This is a genomic window from Leisingera sp. S2M4 (genome assembly GCF_055398055.1).
This window is the reverse complement of record NZ_AP040861.1, coordinates 1,562,002-1,581,783: the sequence shown is the minus strand read 5'-3', so window position 1 is coordinate 1,581,783 and position 19,782 is coordinate 1,562,002. Positions and strand designations below refer to the sequence as shown.

Sequence of the window (19,782 nt, the reverse complement as noted above, 5' to 3'; positions counted from 1 at the left end):
GAGGTCAGATGACCAACGACCTTATAGCCAAAGCTGCCATTGATCGGCGCCTGGCCGAGATCGTCACTCCGGTGATTGAGGATCTGGGTTACGAGTTGGTGCGCATCCGGCTGATGTCCGGAAAGTCGACGACGCTGCAGATCATGGCGGAAAAGCCTGAAGGTGGCATCGAGGTGGACGATTGCGCCCAGATCTCGAACGCAGTCAGCGCTGTGCTGGATGTCGAGGATCCGATCCTCGACGCCTACGCGCTGGAGGTGTCCAGCCCCGGTATCGACCGTCCGCTGACGCGGATGAAGGACTTCGAGATGTTCGAAGGTTACGAGGCCAAGCTGGAAACCGCCGAGCTGGTCGACGGCCGCCGCCGCTTCAAGGGTGAGCTGGCAGGCACCGAAGGGGACGAGGTCCTGATCAACATCGACGATCAGGGCGAGACGGTGACCATCGGTTTGAAGTTTGACTGGCTGAGCGATGCCAAGCTGGTGCTGACCGATGAACTGATCAAGGAAATGCTGCGCCAGCGCAAAGAGGCCGGCACGCTGAACGAAGACGCATTCGACGAAATCGAGACCGAAGAGTCTGACGAGGAGAACAAGTAATGGCTATCACCTCTGCAAACCAGCTGGAGCTGTTGCAAACCGCCGAGGCCGTGGCACGCGAAAAGATGATCGACCCCGGTCTGGTGATCGAGGCGATGGAAGAGAGCCTGTCGCGCGCAGCCAAAAGCCGTTACGGCGCCGAGATGGACATTCGGGTGTCGATTGATCGCAAGACCGGTCGCGCCACCTTTACCCGCGTGCGCACCGTGGTCGCGGAAGAGGATCTGGAAAACTACCAGGCCGAGATGACCGTCGAGCAGGCGCGCCAGTACATGGCCGATCCGAAGGTCGGTGACACCTATGTCGAGGAAGTGCCGCCGGTCGAGATGGGCCGGATCGCGGCCCAGTCGGCCAAGCAGGTGATTCTGCAGAAGGTCCGCGAAGCCGAACGCGACCGCCAGTACGAAGAGTTCAAGGACCGTGCCGGCACCATCATCAACGGTCTGGTCAAGCGCGAGGAATACGGCAACGTCATCGTCGACGTGGGTGCCGGCGAAGCGATCCTGCGCCGCAACGAGAAGATCGGCCGCGAAAGCTACCGCCCGAACGACCGCGTGCGCTGCTACATCAAGGATGTGCGCCGCGAGCCGCGCGGCCCGCAGATCTTCCTGTCGCGCACCGCACCCGAGTTCATGGCCGAGCTGTTCAAGATGGAAGTGCCGGAAATCTATGACGGCATCATCGAGATCAAGGCCGTGGCCCGTGACCCCGGTTCGCGCGCGAAGATCGCCGTGATTTCCTATGACGGCTCGATCGACCCGGTCGGCGCCTGTGTCGGTATGCGCGGCTCCCGCGTGCAGGCCGTGGTGAACGAGCTGCAGGGCGAGAAGATCGACATCATCCCGTGGAACGAGGATCAGCCGACCTTCCTGGTGAACGCGCTGCAGCCCGCCGAGGTGACCAAGGTGGTGCTGGACGAGGAAGCTGGCAAGATCGAAGTTGTGGTGCCGGAAGAGCAGCTGTCGCTCGCCATCGGCCGCCGCGGCCAGAACGTGCGCCTGGCGTCGCAGCTGACCGGTCTCGATATCGACATCATGACCGAAGAAGAAGAGTCGGCCCGCCGTCAGAAGGAATTCGAAGCCCGCACCAAGCTGTTCATCGAGACCCTGGACCTGGACGAGTTCTTCGCCCAGCTGCTGGTCTCCGAGGGCTTTACCAACCTCGAGGAAGTGGCCTATGTCGAGCTGGACGAGCTTCTCGTCATTGACGGTGTCGACGAAGGAACCGCCGAGGAGCTGCAGGCCCGCGCCCGCGACTACCTCGAAGCGCAGGCCAAGGCTGCCTTGGATGCCGCTCGGGAGCTGGGTGCAGAAGAGAGCCTGATCCAGTTCGAGGGGCTGACCCCGCAGATGGTCGAGGCCTTGGCCAAGGACGACGTCAAGACGCTGGAAGATTTCGCCACCTGCGCGGATTGGGAACTGGCCGGTGGTTGGACCAACAATGGCGGTGAGCGGGTCAAGGATGACGGTATCCTCGAGCCCTTCGGCATGACGCTGGAAGAAGCTCAGGATCTGGTGATGACCGCCCGTATCGCGCTGGGCTGGGTCGATCCGGCAGAGCTGGAAGCCGAAGCCGAGGGCGAAGACGGCGAAAGTGGCGAAGAGGAAGGCGAAGCCTGATCGGGTTTCGTACGGGAGTACTGAATGACACGCGGTGGCGCACAGAAAGACCGGTCTGAAGGAAGCGAACGCAAATGCATCGCGACCGGAGAGACGGAACCCAAGCAGGGTCTCATCCGTTTTGTGATGGGCCCTGACGGGCAGGTCGTGCCGGACGTCCTGGGCAAACTGCCGGGCCGCGGTGTGTATGTCTCCTCCAGCCGCGCGGCCTTGTCTGCCGCGGTTAAGAAGAAACTGTTTGCCCGCGGTTTCAAGGCGCAGGTCCAGGTACCTGAAAACCTGGAGCAGGAGGTCGAGCGGCAGATCGTGCGGCGCCTGGTCGAACTCCTGAGCCTGGCCCGCAAGTCCGGCGACGCGGTCGCTGGCTATGAAAAGGTCAAGGATTGGCTGTCCAAGGAAGAGGCCCGGGTTCTGATCCAGGCCTCGGACGGCTCCGGGCGCGGAAAGTCGAAGCTGAGCACCCCTTACAAGGGTAAATTCATCGGCTGCCTCACGGCGGACGAGCTGGGAATGGCATTTGGGCGCCAAACTGTGATACATGCAGCCCTCGCCTCTGGCGGACTCAGCAAACGTGTTGTAGATGAGGCGCAGCGATTGCAAGGTTTGCGCGAAATGGTGGGCGGCAAGGGCCGCACGGAAGGATAAGTAGCTTTATGAGCGATAGTGACGGCAAAAAGACACTGGGTCTGCGTGGGAGTTCCCGTCCGGGGAACGTGAAACAGAGTTTCAGCCATGGACGGACCAAGAATGTCGTGGTGGAAACCAAGCGCAAACGCGTCGTGGTTCCCAAGCCGGGTGCGGCCAAGGGCGGCAGCGGTGCCGTGCCTGCCGGCTCCGGAGGGCGTCGGCCTGCCGGCATCAGCGACGCAGAGATGGAACGCCGCCTGAAAGCCCTTCAGGCCGCCAAGGCCCGCGAAGCCGAGGAAGCCGCGCAGCGCGAAGCCGAAGAAAAGGCCCGCGCCGAAGAGCGTGAGCGCCGCCGCGCCGAAGCGGAAGCCAAGGAGCGTGAACAGCGGGAAGCTGAAGAACGCGCCCGTCAAAAGGCCGAGGAAGAAGAGCGCAAGCGTCGCGAGGAAGAGGAAGCCGCCAAGCGTGCCGCTGCAGCCCCGGCTGCTGCGCCCAAGGCCGAGCGCCCCGCGCCGAGCAAGCCTGCGCCGTCCTCCACCCCGCGTAAAGCCGACCGTGACCGCGAGCAACGCCCTGCCCGTGGCAAGGGCCGCGATGACAACCGTCGTTCCGGCAAGCTGACACTCAGCCAGGCCACCGGCGGCGAAGGTGGACGCCACCGTTCTGTTGCGGCGATGAAGCGCAAGCAGGAACGCGCCCGTCAAAAGGCGATGGGTGGCTCGGTTGAGCGTGAAAAGGTTATCCGCGACGTCCAGCTGCCCGAGGCCATCGTGGTCTCCGAGCTGGCGAACCGGATGGCGGAACGCGTGGCCGACGTGGTCAAGGAGCTCATGAAAATGGGCATGATGGTCACGCAGAACCAGACCATCGACGCCGACACCGCCGAGCTGATCATTCAGGAATTCGGCCACAACGTGGTGCGGGTTTCCGACGCCGACGTCGAAGACGTGATTTCGGATGTGGAAGACAAGGACGAGGACATGGTTCCGCGTCCGCCGGTCATCACCATCATGGGCCACGTTGACCACGGCAAGACCTCGCTGCTCGACGCGATCCGCGACGCCAAGGTCGTGGCGGGTGAAGCCGGCGGCATCACCCAGCACATCGGTGCCTACCAGGTGCAGACCGATGATGGCGTGACGCTCAGCTTCCTTGATACACCGGGCCACGCGGCCTTTACCTCGATGCGTTCGCGCGGTGCGCAGGTGACGGACATCGTGGTGCTGGTTGTTGCGGCGGATGATTCGGTCATGCCGCAGACGGTCGAAGCCATCAACCACGCCAAGGCGGCTGGGGTTCCGATGATCGTTGCGATCAACAAGATCGACAAACCGGCGGCCGACCCCAACAAGGTGCGGGCCGAACTGCTGCAGCACGAGGTGGTCGTGGAAGCGATGTCCGGCGATGTTCAGGATGTCGAAGTCTCCGCAGTCACCGGCCAGGGTCTCGACGACCTGCTGGAAGCCATTGCGCTGCAAGCGGAAATTCTGGAACTGAAAGCCAACCCCGACCGCGCCGCCCAAGGCGCCGTGATCGAGGCGCAGCTGGATGTGGGCCGCGGCCCCGTGGCAACCGTTCTGGTTCAGAAAGGTACGCTGCGCCAGGGCGACATCTTTGTTGTGGGTGAGCAGTACGGCAAGGTCCGTGCGCTGATCAACGACAAGGGTGAGCGCGTCCAGGAAGCCGGCCCGTCGGTTCCGGTCGAGGTCCTCGGCCTGAACGGCACGCCGGAAGCCGGTGACGTTCTGAACGTGACCGAGACCGAGGCCCAGGCCCGCGAGATCGCGGAATACCGCGAGCAGGCCGCCAAGGACAAACGCGCCGCTGCCGGTGCTGCAACCACGCTTGAACAGCTGATGGCCAAGGCGAAGGAAGACGAAAACGTCTCCGAGCTGCCGATCCTGGTCAAGGCTGACGTGCAGGGTTCCGCCGAAGCCATCGTTCAGGCGATGGAGAAGATCGGCAACGACGAGGTGCGTGTCCGGGTGCTGCATTCGGGCGTTGGTGCCATCACCGAAACCGATGTCGGCCTTGCCGAAGCCTCGGGCGCGCCCATCATGGGCTTCAATGTCCGTGCCAACGCGTCGGCGCGCAACACCGCCAACCAGAAGGGCGTGGAGATCCGTTATTACTCGGTGATCTATGACCTGGTGGATGACGTGAAGGCGGCAGCTTCGGGCCTGTTGTCGGCGGAGATCCGCGAGAACTTCATCGGCTACGCGCAGATCAAGGAAGTTTTCAAGGTCACCGGCGTTGGCAAAGTTGCCGGCTGTCTGGTCACCGAAGGCGTTGCCCGCCGCTCGGCCGGCGTGCGTCTGCTGCGTGACAACGTGGTCATCCACGAAGGCACGCTTAAGACCCTGAAGCGTTTCAAGGACGAGGTGGCAGAGGTTCAGTCGGGTCAGGAATGCGGTATGGCGTTCGAGAACTACGACGATATCCGACCCAATGACGTGATCGAGATCTTCGAGCGCGAAGAAGTGACCCGCACGCTGGATTGATCTCTCTCCGCGAGCGAAAGTTTGAAGCCCCGGCAGGTCCTGCCGGGGCTTTTTCGTTTCTCGTAAGGCTAGGGCAACAAGGGTTCTGGCCTCTGGCGGTCTTTGAAAACGCATTTGCTGTTGGGCATGCCATGCAGACAGGAATTGAGACGTGACACGAAAAAAGGGCAGCCCCGGTGGGCTGCCCTTCTTGCCTGGGAAGCGTGAGTGGCGGCTCAGGCGAAGGGTGCGTCGTAACCGTGTGCCACATGCGGCCCGCACCCTGTGATCCCGCGTAAGAGGGATGCCTGTATGAAACTCCGCAGAGCCTTGAATTGTTCCCGGATCAAGGTCGCTGCGGTTAGATCTGCCTCTTTGTCCTCGTCTGCTCTACGGTCAAATTTCGGACAAATTGGTTAACAATTGGTTCATGGCCGTCGAGTTGATGGCATTGGTGCCAGGTCAGACGCGTTTTATCATCCGCGCATGGCACCAACGGGATCTTATAGCCAATACCGCAGTATCGGGATCAGCGGGATGTCGGCGGGCGGCATCGGGTAGTCGCGCAGATCCTGCGGCCGCACCCATTTCAGCGTCTGACCTTCCTTGGCCTGCGGGATACCCTCCCATTTTCGGCAGGCAAACAGCGGCATCAGCAGGTGAAAGGTCTCGTAGGAGTGGCTGGCAAAGGTGAGCGGTGCGAGGCAGGACGCCCAGGTGTCGATCCCCAGCTCCTCCTGCAATTCCCGCACCAGCGCGGCTTCGGGCGTTTCGCCGGCTTCGATCTTGCCACCCGGAAACTCCCAAAGACCGGCCATGGATTTCCCTTCGGGGCGCTGTGCCAGAAGCACACGCCCGTCAGGGTCGATCAGTGCGACCGCGGAAACCAGAACCGTCTTCATGACCGGTAGTCTGCATTGATGGAGATGTACTGATGGGTCAGATCACAGGTCCAGACGGTCGCCCTGCCGGTACCAAGGCCGAGATCGACCTTGATGGTGATCTCTTCCTTCTTCATTTCGGCGGCGCCCAGCTCTTCACGATAGTTGGGCGAGACCCAGCCTTTTTCTGCCACGAGAACGTCGCCGAAGGAAATCGACAGCAGATCCCTGTCCGCTGCGGCGCCGGATTTTCCGATCGCCATCACCACCCGCCCCCAGTTGGGGTCTTCGCCTGCAATGGCCGTCTTGACGAGCGGGGAGTTGGCAATCGCCATGCCGTGCACCTTGGCGTCCTGGTCCGTTGCAGCGCCGGTGATCTGGATCTCGACGAACTTGGTCGCGCCTTCGCCATCACGTACGACCTGATGGGCGAGGTCCAGCATGACCGTTTCCAACGCCTGGGCAAAGGCGGCATTGCCGGTGGCATCCACCCCCGACGCACCGGTGGCGCAGAGCATGAGGCTGTCCGAGGTCGAGGTGTCGCTGTCGACGGTGATGCAGTTGAAGCTGCGATCGCAAATCTCGCTGAGCAGCGCCTGAAGGGTTGCCTGCTCGACCCGTGCATCGGTGAAGATATAGACCAGCATCGTCGCCATGTCCGGGGCAATCATGCCCGAGCCCTTGGCGATACCCGCGATCTTCACGGTCTTGCCGTCGATCTCCACCGTGGCGCTGGCCCCCTTGGCAAAGGTGTCCGTGGTCATGATCGCCTTGGCGGCCCCTTCGAGTGCCGTCGGATCCAGCCCGGCAGTAAGTTCGGAGATCTTTGCAATGATGCGGTCATGCGGCAAGGGTTCGCCGATGACGCCGGTCGAGGCGGTAAAGACACGCTCGGCCGGGAGTCCCGTGGCATCAGCGACCGCAGCGGAGATTTCTGCCACGGAAGTTTGCCCGTAGTGCCCGGTGAAAGCGTTGGAATTACCGGAGTTCACCAAGATGGCAGCACCGGCGCTGGCGTCACCGCCAAGTTTCTCCTGGCAATCCAGTACAGGCGCCGAGCGGGTCTTGGACCGTGTGAAGACCCCGGCCACCGAGGTGCCCGGATCCATCACCGCCAGCATCACATCGGTGCGGCCCTGGTATTTGACCCCGGCCGCGGCCGTGGCAAAGCGCACGCCCTCGATCTTGGGGAGGTCGGGGAAACTGGCCGGGGCCAGCGGTGAAACGGGAAGGTTTTTTGCCATCATCAGTTCCTAATCAGGCTCAGATCCTTGAGGATCGCGGGGTCGAGATCGTCGATCTCGGGGCGGTCGATCTCGGCCGCGGCGGTCAGCTCGTTCACGCGGTCTTCCACGGCGGCCTGGCTCAGTTCATCCGCCAGCTGCCCACGCACCTCCTCGAATTCGGGGGCTTCGGTCTTGCGGCGATCGTGCAGCAGGATCACGTGCCAGCCGAACTGCGTTTTCACCGGGTCGGAGACCTCGCCGGACTTCAGCGCCAGCACGGCCTCTTCGAACTCGGGTACCATGCGTCCGGTGGTGAACCAGCCCAGGTCGCCGCCGTTCGGCCCGGTCGGCCCGGTGGAGCGCTCCTTGGCAAGCGTGGCGAAGTCGGCGCCGGCATCCAGCTCTTTCTTGACGTCAATGGCGTCTTCTTCGCTTTCGACAAGGATATGGGCCGCATGGAATTCGTCACCCCCGTCACCGGTCGCATATTTGGCGTCATAGGCGGCGCGGAGCTTGTCGTCGGTGACGGCCTTTTCCATGATCATCTGGATGACGTCGGCGGCCAGCATCGCGCGCTCTTCGTTGTCGAGCGACAGCTGCACGTATTTCGGCACGGCGCCATGCAGTTGCTGCTTCAGCGCGGTCTGCTGCACCAGCTGGTCGAGGATGGCGTTATACAGCACGTCATCGGGCAGTTGCTTGTACTGGGTCGGCAGGTTTTCGCGGGCCATGACCATATGGCCAATGGTGATGTCTTCGCCGTTGACGCTTGCCACCACGGTATTCGCATGCGGTTCCGCAAGCGCGGGCAGGGGGAGCGCCATGGAGGCGGCCAGCGTCATGCCCCGCAGAAAAGTGAGACCTTTGCGCATTGAATTCATCCTATTCCTTGGCCGCAGCGGGGCGCGGCGTTGACACTCTATACCCTGCCGCTTACATCGCTTTGAGGCCATCGGCAGGACCGTCTTTCCACCATTCTTTATGGGTTGCGGACACGGGCGGCAAGCCTGCCGGATGCAAAGGCCGGACATAGGATCGCTGGAGAAAAAATGCTGGGTTTCGGAACAATCGCCAAAAAGGTTTTCGGCACGCCGAACGACCGCAAAGTCAAGGCGACACGGCCGCTGATTGCCAAAATCAACGCGCTGGAGGAGGAGTTCTCGAAACTCACCGACGAGGGCTTGATCGCCAAGACCGACGAGCTGCGCAAGCGCGCGCTGGGGGGCGAAAGCCTCGATGCCCTGCTGCCGGAGGCGTTTGCCAACGTGCGCGAGGCTGCCAAGCGGGCGTTGGGCCTGCGTGCCTTTGACACCCAGCTGCTGGGCGGGGTGTTCCTGCATCAGGGTAACATCTCCGAGATGAAGACCGGTGAGGGCAAGACCCTGGTCGCCACCTTCCCGGCCTATCTGAACGCGCTGACCGGCAAGGGCGTGCATGTGGTCACCGTCAACGAGTATCTCGCCAAGCGGGACAGCGAGTGGATGGGCAAGGTCTTTGCCCAGCTTGGCATGACCACCGGCGTGATCTGGTCGGGTCAGCCGGACGCCGAGAAGATGGCGGCCTATAACAGCGATGTCACCTATGCCACTAACAACGAGCTGGGCTTTGACTATCTGCGCGACAACATGAAGCCGTCGCTGGACCAGGTGTTCCAGAAGCAGCACAATTTCGCGATCGTTGACGAGGTCGACTCGATCCTGATCGACGAGGCCCGCACCCCGCTGATCATCTCCGGCCCGGCCGAAGACCGCTCGGAGCTCTATTCCACCATCGACAAGGTGATTCCGCTGCTGTCGGAGGAACACTACGAGATCGATGAAAAGACGCGCGGCGTGACCTTCACCGAAGAAGGCAACGAATACCTTGAGCAGACCCTGCGAGACCATGGGCTGCTGGAAGAGGGCGCGTCGCTGTATGATCCGGAAAGCACCACCGTCGTTCACCACGTGAACCAGGCGCTGCGGGCGCACAAGCTGTTCCAGCGCGACAAGGATTACATCGTGCGCGACGGCGAAGTGGTGCTGATCGATGAATTCACCGGCCGCATGATGCCGGGCCGCCGCCTGTCGGAAGGGCTGCATCAGGCAATCGAGGCCAAGGAAGAGGTTCAGATCCAGCCCGAGAACACCACTCTGGCCTCGGTGACCTTCCAGAACTACTTCCGCCTCTACGACAAGCTGTCGGGCATGACCGGCACGGCGATGACCGAGGCTGAGGAATTCCAGGAAATCTACGGGCTGGGCGTGGTCGAAGTGCCGACCAACCGGCCGATTGCCCGGATCGACGAGGACGATCAGGTCTACCGCACCGCGCGCGAAAAGTACGAGGCGATGATTGCCGAGGCCAAGAAGGCGCATGAGAAGGGCCAGCCGGTCCTTCTGGGCACGACCTCGATCGAGAAATCCGAACTGCTGAGCCAGATGCTGGAGAAGGAGGGCATTCCGCACAACGTGCTGAACGCCCGCCATCACGAGCAGGAGGCGCAGATCGTTGCCGAAGCAGGGCGCCTGGGCGCGGTGACCATCGCGACCAACATGGCCGGTCGCGGTACCGACATTCAGCTGGGCGGGAACGTCGAGATGAAGGTCCTGGAAGCGCTGGCCGCTAACCCGGACGCGGATCCGGCCGAGCTGCGCGCGGCCGAGGAAGCCAAGCACGCCGAAGAAAAGCAGAAGGTTCTGGATGCGGGCGGTCTGTTCGTGATGGCGTCGGAACGCCATGAGAGCCGCCGCATCGACAACCAGCTGCGCGGCCGTTCCGGTCGTCAGGGCGACCCGGGCCGCACCCGCTTCTACCTCAGCCTCGAAGATGACCTGATGCGCATCTTTGGCTCTGAACGGCTCGACAAGCTGTTGTCGTCGCTGGGCATGAAGGAAGGCGAGGCGATCATCCACCCGTGGGTCAACAAGTCGCTGGAACGCGCCCAGGCCAAGGTCGAGGGTCGCAACTTCGACATGCGCAAGAACGTGCTGAAGTTCGACGACGTGATGAACGACCAGCGCAAGGTAATCTTCAACCAGCGTCGTGAGATCATGGCCGCCGAGGATCTGTCGGAGATCGTCGACGACATGCGCCACGAGGTGATTGACGATCTGCTCGACGTCCACATGCCGCCCAAGACCTACGCCGACCAGTGGGATGTGGAAGGGCTGCAACAGCAGGTGCGCGAGATGCTCGGCATCGATGCACCCGTTGCTGAATGGGCGGCTGAGGAAGGTGTCGACGACGAGCAGATTCGCGAGCGTCTGGTCGAAGCATCCGACAAGCTGATGGCCGAGAAGGCCGAGGCCTTTGGTCCGGAAAACATGCGCAACATCGAAAAACAGGTGCTGCTGCAGACCATCGACAAGAAGTGGCGCGAACACCTGCTGACGCTCGAGCACCTGCGCTCGGTCGTAGGCTTCCGTGGCTACGCGCAGCGCGACCCGCTGAACGAGTACAAGAACGAAAGCTTCCAGCTGTTCGAAACCATGCTCGATTCCCTGCGCGAAGAGGTCACCCAGCAGCTGAGCCGCGTGCGCCCGATGACCGAGGAAGAGCAGCAGCAGATGTTGATGGAAATGGCGGCGCGGCAGGCTGCCATGCAACAGGCCGCGGCCCAGGGTGATGCAGCGCGCACCGCTTCAGAACCGGCGGAAGCGCCTGTTGCCGGCTTTGTCGAGGATGATCCTTCGACCTGGGGCAACCCGTCCCGGAATGATAAATGCCCCTGCGGTTCGGGCAAGAAGTTCAAGCATTGCCACGGGAAGCTGGCCTGACGAATCTGTCCTGCGGCGGCGGCGCGGTCTGACACCGCCCGCCGCCGATCCCGCCCGGCGATGCGGTCCGTACCCTCCGGCTCCGCCACCCTTGCTTCCCCTTGTTTCCAGGGGCGCAACAAAAGTGGCGAGATTGACGTATTTGCCGGAAACCCTCCTGCAATCCGCCACAAACTGGCCGATATTTTCTGACAGGCTTCCTTTACCACCGTGGTACAGGAGGACCCCATGCTGCCTAAAAAGGTGATTCGGACATCCGCTTTGACGCTGGCATGCGCGCTGAGCATTGGTGCCTACATGCAGTTTTCGGTGCAAGCTCCCGAGGTCGGCCAGCAGGAGCGGGACACGACCTTGCCGGTCATCAGCGCAGCGGTGGAACTGCCGGGTGAGCCGGGCCCCACTCGCCTCGAAATCGAGAACATTACGCTGACCTCCGCACCGGCTGAACCGACCGCAGAACCTTGGACGACAGAGGAAGAGCCCGCGGCGCGCTGTGCCATGGTGGCGGATGCGGTTGCGGCTCCCATGGCCATGGTCGAGCTGACGGTCTCTGCGCCTTGCCAGGCTGGTGAACGGGTGACGATCCATCACAGCGGCATCAGTTTCTCGGCCCGGTTGGACGAAACCGGCCGTTTCCAGTCGTCGGTCCCGGCCCTTGCTGAAACGGCTGTGTTCATTGCGGAAGCGGGGTCCGGTCTTGGTGCCGTTGCGGTTGCCCAAGTGGATGATCTGGACAGTGTCGACAGGGTTGTCCTGCAGTGGATTGGCAACAGCGGCTTTGAAATCCACGCGCGCGAGTTTGGCGCTGCCTATGGTAGCGCAGGCCACCTGTGGCACGGCGCAGAGCCCGGGGCCGCATTGGGCCACCTGATGCGGCTGGGTGATGACAGCCTGCTGGCACCGCGCATTGCCGAGATCTACAGCCTGCCTCGGGCGGCTTCGGACCGTGCGGGGAGCGTGACCATGACGGCCGAGGCGGAGGTTACCGGCATCAATTGCGGGCGCGACATTGCCGCCCAGGCGTTGCAACTGCGGGATGGGCGGCTCAGCAGCCGCGACCTGGTGATGGCAATGCCCGATTGCTCGGCAGAGGGGAGCTTTCTGGTGTTGAATAATCTGGTGGAAGACCTGAAAATCGCCTCCAACTGATTTGCGGTAACTTCAGGTATCCACATGACCTTTTTCCGTGCGGCCGTTTGCGCCGCACTTTTTCTGGCGGCTCTGGCGCGCGGTGTCGCCGCCGAGGACGTCACCCTTTCCTCGCCAGATGGCGCGGTTGAAATCACTGGCACACTGCTTGGCTTTGACGGTGAATTCTACCGGGTTGAGACGCAGTTCGGGGAACTGACGGTCGATGGGTCCGGCGTGACTTGCGACGGGCCGGGCTGCCCCAGCCTGTCGGGTTTTGTCGCCGAGATCACCCTGGCGGGATCCGCCACCATGTCGGAGGTGTTGCTGCCTGCGCTGGTTGAGGGGTTTGCATTGCGAAACGGCTATCAGACGCGCCGCGAAACCTTGCCTGACGGGAATTTCAGCCAGGTGCTGCTGCGCGGCCGGAATCCCGCGGCCCGGTTTACCTTCGTGGTGAGCAACACCGACGCGGGGTTTGACGCTCTGATTGCGGATGAAGCCGACGTGGCAATGGCCCTGCGCGAGATCCGCCCGCATGAGCAGCAGGCCGCGCAGGCGGCCGGGCTTGGCGACCTGACCCAACCGGGGCGCAGCCGGGTTCTGGCTCTGGATGCCTTTGTTCCGGTCGTATCGCCCGGCAATCCAGTTCAGCATATTTCCGTGCCACAGCTGGCCGCCGTGCTCTCTGGCGAGATCACCAACTGGAAGAGCCTGGGCGGGCCGGATGCGCCGATTTCGGTACATATGCCGGTCGCTGAATCCGGTTTGGCGCAGGCCGTCGAAGACCGGCTGATGGCTCCGGCCGGTGCGGCGGTCTCGGACCGCGTGCAACGGCATGATCGCAGCAGGACATTGGTTCAGCGCGTTCTGGTCGATCCCTTCGCCATCGGCATTTCCAGTTACGCCGAGAGAGGCACGTCGCGAATGCTGGCCCTGACCGGCCCTTGCGGGTTTTCGCTGCAGGCCAGTCGCCGTGCGGTAAAGACGGAGGATTACCCGCTGACGGTTCCCATGTTCCTGTATCTTCCGGCGCGGCGGCTGCCGAAAGTGGCGCGCGATTTCCTCTCCTACGTGCGGGGGCCTGCCGCGCAAGCGGTGATTCGCCGCGCGGGTTTCGTGGATCAGGCGCCGGAGCGGATTTCGGTGAGCCAGCAGGGCAGTCGGCTGGCCAATGCGGTGCAAGCGGCTGAGGGCGCGGAAGGGCTGGCTGAACTGCAACGGCTGGTCGGCACGTTGCGGGAGATGCGGCGGCTGACCGTCTCCTTCCGGTTCGAGCCTGGCTCCGCGCGTCCCGATGCCCAGTCCCGCAGCAATATCGAACATTTGGCCCGTGCGCTGGAAGCAGGAGAATATGACGCCAGGCAGCTGGTCTTTGCCGGCTTTTCCGACGGCGTAGGCGGGGCGGAGGAAAACCGGAGAATCGCGTTGAAGCGAGCCGAGGCGGTGCGGGATGCGGTTGTGGAAGCGGCAGAGACCGCCGATTTCAGCCGGGTGGAGCTGCGTGCCGAAGGGTTCGGAGAAGCCTTGCCGATGGCCTGTGACGACAGTGACTGGGGGCGCCAGATCAATCGACGCGTCGAGGTCTGGCTGAAGTGAACCGCCCGTCCGGCCCTACAGATAGCCTTGCGCGCGAAAGCTGAGCTCGGCGGATTTGCCGATGATGAGGTGATCGTGCAGGGTGATGCCCAACGCCGTCAGGGCGGCCCGGATCTGGTCGGTCATCGCGATGTCGCTGTCCGACGGTGTCGGGTCACCTGAAGGGTGATTATGGACCAGGATCATCGCGCTGGCATTCAGTTCCAGCGCGCGTTTGGCAACTTCTCTTGGATAGACGGGTACGTGATCGACAGTGCCACGCGCCTGTTCCTCGTCGGCGATCAGGACGTTTTTGCGATCCAGAAACAGAATGCGAAATTGCTCCGTTTCGCGGTGCGCCATGGTGGTGTGGCAATAGTCGAGCAGCGCGTCCCAGCTGGAAATGACTTGCCGCTGCATAACCTTGGCCCGGGCCATGCGGTGGGCGGCGGCTTCCAGGACCTTGAGATCGGTGATCACAGCCTCGCCAACCCCTTTTACGGCTGCCAGGCGCTGGGGTGAGGCCGTCACCACGCGGTTGAAATCCCCGAAGGTCTCCAGCAGAAGCCGCGCCAGAGCCTTCACATCCCGGCGCGGGATCGAGCGAAACAGCAGCAGTTCGAGCAGTTCGTAGTCCGGCATCGCAGCGGCGCCACCCTCGCGGAAACGTTCACGCAGACGGGCGCGGTGATCCTTGATGTAGGAGGGCAATCGCCCGGCTGTGAGCGGTTCCGGCGGCGCTTCGTCACTGCTGGAAAACAGCGGCAGCGAGACATCTTGGAAAACCGAATCCTGTTTCATGCGCCATGGTGGCGCCGCCATGGTTTACAAAATGTTAACGCGTGAAGCTGCGGCTGGGGCTGCAACCTTAAGTGGCAATGAAAAAGCGCCCCGAGTGGGGCGCTTTCAATTGTCGAAGCGGTCTTGGACCGGCTGGCGATGTCAGCCCTTCATACCATCCCAGAAGCTCTTCACCGAAGAGAAGAAGCTGCGGGATTCCGGGTTGGTGGCGTCTTCGGAGATGTCCTCGAACTCGCGCAACAGCTCTTTCTGCCGCGCGGTGAGGTTCACCGGTGTTTCCACGGCCAGCTCGATAAACATGTCCCCGGTGGCGCCGCCACGGAGTGCAGGCATGCCCTTGCCGCGCAGACGCATCTGGCGACCGGACTGGCTGCCTTCCGGGATCTGAACCCTGCCGCGGCCACCATCAATGGTCGGCACTTCAATGGAGCCGCCAAGCGCAGCCTTGGCCATGCTCACCGGGACCCGGCAATACAGGTTGTTGCCATCGCGCTCGAACAAGGCATGCGGAGTGACCTCGACAAAGATATAGAGGTCGCCCGGAGGACCACCGCGCAGCCCGGCTTCGCCTTCGCCGGCTAGCCGGATGCGGGTGCCGGTTTCCACGCCTGCGGGGATGTTGACGGACAGAGAACGGTCCTTCTCGACCCGGCCGTGGCCATGACAGACTTTGCACGGGTTCTTGATGATCTGCCCGAGGCCCGAACATGTCGGACAGGTGCGTTCCACGGTAAAGAAACCCTGCTGGGCCCGCACCTTGCCCATGCCGGAACAGGTCGGGCATGTGGTCGGTTCCACACCGCCTTCGGCACCGGTGCCTTCGCAGGCATTACAGGATACCGAGGTGGGCACCTTGATGGTCTTGTGGAGACCGCTGAAGGCATCCTCCAGCGAGACCCGCAGGTTGTAGCGCAAGTCCGCCCCGCGCGAGGCTCGTTGCCGTCCGGCACCGCCGCGCTGGCCCCCCATGAAGTCGCCGAACAGGTCGTCGAAGACATCGGAGAAGGCCGAGGAGAAGTCGCCGCCTCCGAAACCCTGACCATGGCCACCGCGTTGACCGCCGCCCGTCCCGTTTTCAAAGGCCGCATGGCCAAACCGGTCGTATGCAGCTTTCTTTTCGGGGTCCTTCAGGACGTCATAGGCCTCGTTGGCCTCCTTGAACTGCGCTTCGGCGTCCGGATTGTCCTTGTTCCGGTCGGGATGCAGTTCCTTGGCCTTCTTGCGAAAGCCCTTTTTGATTTCTTCTGCGGTGGCGCCTTTGGCGACACCCAGAATGTCGTAATAGTCGCGTTTTGACATCGGATATCCCCATCTGCCTCAACGAAAATGGGCCGGCCCGGTGTCCGGACCGGCCCGCTATGGCCTGCGTGTCAGCCGTTAGCGCTTGTCGTTGTCCAGGTCTTCGAATTCCGCGTCAACGATGTCGTCGTCGGCCGGACCAGTGGAGGCGTCAGCAGCTGCGGGCTCGTCGTCGCCACCCGCTTCTTCGGCCTGAGCCTTGTAGATTGCTTCGCCCAGCTTCATGGCGGCTTCGGTGACGTTCTGGATACCGGATTTGATCTTCTCGGCAGTCGATTTCTCGTTTTCCAGATCGTCCTTCAGCGCGGCAACAGCCAGTTCGATCACCTCGATGGTGGACGGATCGACCTTGTCGCCATGCTCCTCGACCGACTTCTCGGTGGAGTGGATCAGCGATTCGGCCTGGTTCTTGGCTTCGATCAGCTCGCGACGTTCCTTGTCGGCCTCGGCGTTTTCCTCGGCTTCCTTGACCATCTTTTCGATGTCCTCGTCGGACAGACCGCCCGAGGCCTGGATGGTGATCTTCTGCTCCTTGCCGGTGCCCTTGTCCTTGGCGGACACCGAAACGATGCCGTTGGCGTCGATGTCGAAGGTCACCTCGATCTGCGGCATGCCGCGCGGCGCCGGCGGGATGTCTTCCAGGTTGAACTGGCCGAGCATCTTGTTGTCGGCAGCCATTTCACGCTCACCCTGGAACACGCGGATGGTCACGGCGTTCTGGTTGTCTTCCGCGGTCGAGAACACCTGGCTCTTCTTGGTCGGAATGGTGGTGTTGCGGTCGATCAGGCGGGTGAAGACACCGCCCAGGGTCTCGATACCCAGCGACAGCGGGGTCACGTCGAGCAGCACCACGTCCTTGACGTCGCCCTGCAAAACACCGGCCTGGATGGCGGCACCCATGGCAACCACTTCATCCGGGTTCACACCCTTGTGCGGCTCCTTGCCGAAGAACTTGGTCACCTCTTCGATGACCTTCGGCATGCGGGTCATACCGCCGACCAGAACCACCTCGTCCACATCGGATGCGGACAGGCCTGCGTCTTTCAGGGCCGCCTTGCACGGATCCATCGAACGCTTGATCAGGTCGGAAACCAGGCTTTCCAGCTTGGCGCGGGTCAGCTTCATCACCAGGTGCAGCGGCTGGCCCGAGGACGGATCCATCGAAATGAACGGCTGGTTGATCTCGGTCTGCGAGGTCGAGGACAGTTCGATCTTGGCTTTCTCTGCGGCCTCTTTCAGGCGCTGCAGGGCCATCTTGTCCTTGGACAGATCGACGCCGTTTTCCTTTTTGAACTCATCCGCCAGGTAGTTGACGATGCGCATGTCGAAGTCTTCGCCACCCAGGAAGGTGTCGCCGTTGGTCGACTTCACTTCGAACAGGCCGTCGTCGATTTCCAGGATGGTCACGTCGAAGGTACCGCCGCCGAGGTCATAGACCGCGATGGTCTGGGTGTCTTCTTTGTCGAGACCATAGGCCAGCGCAGCCGCGGTCGGCTCGTTGATGATGCGCAGCACTTCGAGGCCCGCGATCTTGCCGGCGTCCTTGGTGGCCTGACGTTGGGCGTCGTTGAAGTAGGCAGGCACGGTGATCACGGCCTGGGTGACTTCCTCGCCCAGGTAGGATTCCGCGGTTTCCTTCATCTTGCCGAGGGTGAACGCAGAGATTTGCGACGGGGAGTATTTCTCACCACGGGCTTCGACCCAGGCGTCGCCGTTGCCACCATCGACGATGGAATAGGGCACCATCTTTTTGTCCTTGGCGACGGCCGCATCGTCGAACCGGCGGCCGATCAGGCGCTTAACGCCAAAGATGGTGTTGTTGGGGTTGGTGACGGCCTGACGCTTGGCGGGCTGACCGACCAGGCGCTCGTCTTCGGTGAAGGCAACGATCGACGGGGTGGTGCGGGCGCCCTCGGCGTTTTCGATCACGCGGGGCTGCGAACCGTCCATGATGGCCACGCAGGAGTTGGTGGTACCCAGGTCGATGCCGATAACTTTGCTCATTTTTCGATCCCTTATTACTACTCAAGGCGATTACCCGAGGCCTGAACCCGTTGCGGCATCCCGGCCCCGATTGAAGTTGCGGTTAGGTCTGCACCTTGCCGCGTCCCGGCGTATATAGGGAGCAGAAAACGCCCCTGCAAGCGCAGAGAGACGCGCCAAAGCGTGAATCAATGCGCTTTTTTGCAGGGGCTATGGTTAAGAATGGGTGAAGTGCAATGACGCTGCTGCGCGTGCGCGGATTTGATATCCACAAGGGATACCTGGGGCTGGACCGGCAGGTCGCCCTGATCGAGACCTTGCGGCCGGTGTTGAAAGCGGCGCCGCTGTTTTCACCGCAGCTGCGCGGCGGCAAGCAGATGTCGGTGCGGATGACCTCGGCCGGGCAGTTCGGCTGGTACGCTGATGAAACAGGGTATCGCTACGCCGATGCCCATCCTTCGGGGCGGCACTGGCCCGCGATTCCTGATCAGGTTTTGACGATCTGGCGGGATCTGACCGGCCTGGACCGTGAGCCGGAGTGTTGCCTGTTGAACTATTACGGCGAGGGCGCGCGGATGGGCCTGCACCAGGACAAGGACGAGGCCGATTTTTCCTATCCGGTTGTGTCCGTTTCCCTTGGCGATGACGGGCTGTTCCGCATCGGCAACCAGACCCGTGGCGGCAAGACCGAGTCGGTCTGGCTGAATTCCGGCGATGTGGTGGTGATGGGGGGAGAAGCGCGGCTGACCTATCACGGCGTCGACCGGATCCGGTTCAAGTCGTCGCGGCTGCTGCCCAAGGGTGGGCGGATCAACCTGACCTTGCGCGTGGTGACCTGAGCCACCGGGACGCACAGATTTTGCGCTGACAGCCTAGCGCCGCGCGCTCCAGCTGATCGAGACCCGGTGGCGGGTATAGAACTCACCCATCAAGCCGATCACCATCAGCACCAGCGCGACCCAGCCGGCATATTGCCAGGAACTGAAATGCGGGTTGTAGTTGATGAACACAAAACCGCGCGACTGATCGATACAGTGAAACAGCGGATTCCAGTCGAACATCGCCAACATGAAGCTCGGCAAGGTGTTGGCCAGGAACATCTTGCCCGATGCAATCATGTTGGCGCGCTGATAGATCATCGTCAGAATGCTGACCATGCTGGGCGCCCAAGGCTTCAGCACAAGAAAGATCAGACCCACGGCGACACCGCAGATCCATGCCAAGAGGACCATGCCGAAGGCGGCGATCGGTTGCTCGATCTCCACCGGCGTAAAGGCCACGTGGTAGACAAAGAGGATCAGCAGAAGGGACAGAACCTGCACGTAGAGCGCGCCAATGGCGGCGGAAAGTATGGCCACCATCGTGTTCATCGGCGCGTGCTGCATCATCGGGCTGCTCGGCCCTTCGGCTCCGGCCACGGCGCTCACGGTCTTGGTGTGAACCATGAACAGAAAAATGCCGGACATCACATACAGCAGGAAATCGCCCCGAATGGCCGATCCACGCAGGCCGAGCACCGCGAACATCACGTAGAACGCGCCCACGAACATCACCGCCTGCATGATGTTCAAAGCAAGCGCGATCAAGGCGTTATTGTGCTTTGAACGAACGCTGCGCACCACGGAATGGAAGACCACTTCGCAGAAGCTCAGAAAGCCTGAGAGCGAGGACTGCTGCGTGCGCTGCTGGAACATCGGGTTTGTATTCTCTGCTCGGACATGAAGCGGCTGCTTGCCGTTCGGTTATCCCCGCAGCATAAGGGGGCAGAGGAAAATTTTCAATTAAACCCGTGTCAGGGAGAGC

At 62.2% G+C, this 19,782-nt stretch carries 15 protein-coding genes; 8 read left to right on the top strand and 7 right to left on the bottom strand.

Annotation, left to right across the window (positions count from 1 at the left end; genetic code table 11):
• The first annotated feature begins 8 nt into the window (after positions 1-8).
• Genes rimP through infB form a run of 4 tightly spaced genes read left to right on the top strand, consistent with a single transcriptional unit; the run spans position 9 to position 5,346 of the window.
• Positions 9-599 (top strand): ribosome maturation factor RimP, encoded by a 591-nt coding sequence (rimP, locus tag ACZ52D_RS07705; RefSeq protein WP_222454421.1) that lies wholly within the window; start codon positions 9-11, stop codon positions 597-599.
• Positions 599-2,218, top strand: a complete 1,620-nt coding sequence (nusA, locus tag ACZ52D_RS07700) for a transcription termination factor NusA (protein ID WP_464443049.1) — start codon at positions 599-601, stop codon at positions 2,216-2,218. Before rimP ends, nusA begins: the two co-directional genes overlap by 1 nt.
• 24 nt (positions 2,219-2,242) lie before the next feature.
• Positions 2,243-2,863 carry an RNA-binding protein gene (locus tag ACZ52D_RS07695; RefSeq protein WP_222454423.1) on the top strand — a complete coding sequence of 207 codons (621 nt, stop codon included), beginning with the start codon at positions 2,243-2,245 and terminating at the stop codon, positions 2,861-2,863.
• Between the two features lie 8 nt (positions 2,864-2,871).
• Positions 2,872-5,346, top strand: a complete 2,475-nt coding sequence (gene infB, locus ACZ52D_RS07690; RefSeq protein ID WP_222454424.1) for a translation initiation factor IF-2 — start codon at positions 2,872-2,874, stop codon at positions 5,344-5,346.
• Between the two features lie 482 nt (positions 5,347-5,828).
• Here the strand turns inward: infB and mutT are convergent, their stop codons facing one another.
• The 3 genes from mutT to ACZ52D_RS07675 are packed head-to-tail and all read right to left on the bottom strand — an operon-like array spanning position 5,829 to position 8,304.
• A complete protein-coding gene (mutT, locus tag ACZ52D_RS07685; RefSeq protein WP_464443048.1) occupies positions 5,829-6,227 on the bottom strand; it encodes an 8-oxo-dGTP diphosphatase MutT in 399 nt (132 codons plus the stop codon).
• On the bottom strand, positions 6,224-7,450 hold the full coding sequence (argJ, locus tag ACZ52D_RS07680; protein ID WP_464443047.1) for a bifunctional glutamate N-acetyltransferase/amino-acid acetyltransferase ArgJ: 1,227 nt from the start codon (positions 7,448-7,450) through the stop codon (positions 6,224-6,226). The genes mutT and argJ overlap by 4 nt, the downstream gene beginning before the upstream one ends.
• A 2-nt stretch (positions 7,451-7,452) precedes the next feature.
• On the bottom strand, positions 7,453-8,304 hold the full coding sequence (locus tag ACZ52D_RS07675; RefSeq protein WP_369929802.1) for a foldase protein PrsA: 852 nt from the start codon (positions 8,302-8,304) through the stop codon (positions 7,453-7,455).
• Between the two features lie 177 nt (positions 8,305-8,481).
• Here ACZ52D_RS07675 and secA point away from each other — a divergent pair, with 177 nt between their 5' ends.
• From secA to ACZ52D_RS07660, 3 genes are all read left to right on the top strand, one after another.
• Positions 8,482-11,190, top strand: a complete 2,709-nt coding sequence (secA, locus tag ACZ52D_RS07670; RefSeq protein ID WP_464443046.1) for a preprotein translocase subunit SecA — start codon at positions 8,482-8,484, stop codon at positions 11,188-11,190.
• A gap of 228 nt (positions 11,191-11,418) precedes the next feature.
• Entirely contained in the window at positions 11,419-12,339 is a 921-nt protein-coding gene (locus ACZ52D_RS07665; RefSeq protein WP_464443045.1) for a hypothetical protein, read from the top strand.
• Between the two features lie 24 nt (positions 12,340-12,363).
• Positions 12,364-13,917, top strand: coding sequence for a phosphate ABC transporter substrate-binding/OmpA family protein (locus ACZ52D_RS07660; protein ID WP_464443044.1), 1,554 nt, complete (start codon positions 12,364-12,366; stop codon positions 13,915-13,917).
• Between the two features lie 15 nt (positions 13,918-13,932).
• On the opposite strand, the gene radC is transcribed toward ACZ52D_RS07660, so the two are convergent.
• The 3 genes from radC to dnaK form a co-directional block, all read right to left on the bottom strand.
• Positions 13,933-14,697 carry a RadC family protein gene (gene radC, locus ACZ52D_RS07655; RefSeq protein WP_464443043.1) on the bottom strand — a complete coding sequence of 255 codons (765 nt, stop codon included), beginning with the start codon at positions 14,695-14,697 and terminating at the stop codon, positions 13,933-13,935.
• A 141-nt stretch (positions 14,698-14,838) separates the two neighbouring features.
• Positions 14,839-15,996 (bottom strand): molecular chaperone DnaJ, encoded by a 1,158-nt coding sequence (gene dnaJ, locus ACZ52D_RS07650; RefSeq protein WP_222454432.1) that lies wholly within the window; start codon positions 15,994-15,996, stop codon positions 14,839-14,841.
• A gap of 78 nt (positions 15,997-16,074) precedes the next feature.
• Positions 16,075-18,000, bottom strand: coding sequence for a molecular chaperone DnaK (gene dnaK / locus ACZ52D_RS07645; RefSeq protein WP_222454433.1), 1,926 nt, complete (start codon positions 17,998-18,000; stop codon positions 16,075-16,077).
• Positions 18,001-18,215: 215 nt separating this feature from the next.
• Between dnaK and ACZ52D_RS07640 the strand changes: the two genes are divergently transcribed.
• Positions 18,216-18,818 (top strand): alpha-ketoglutarate-dependent dioxygenase AlkB family protein, encoded by a 603-nt coding sequence (locus ACZ52D_RS07640; RefSeq protein WP_464443042.1) that lies wholly within the window; start codon positions 18,216-18,218, stop codon positions 18,816-18,818.
• A gap of 33 nt (positions 18,819-18,851) precedes the next feature.
• Here ACZ52D_RS07640 and ACZ52D_RS07635 read toward each other — a convergent pair whose 3' ends face one another.
• Positions 18,852-19,673 carry an ABC transporter permease gene (locus ACZ52D_RS07635; RefSeq protein ID WP_222454435.1) on the bottom strand — a complete coding sequence of 274 codons (822 nt, stop codon included), beginning with the start codon at positions 19,671-19,673 and terminating at the stop codon, positions 18,852-18,854.
• Between the last annotated feature and the right edge of the window lie 109 nt (positions 19,674-19,782).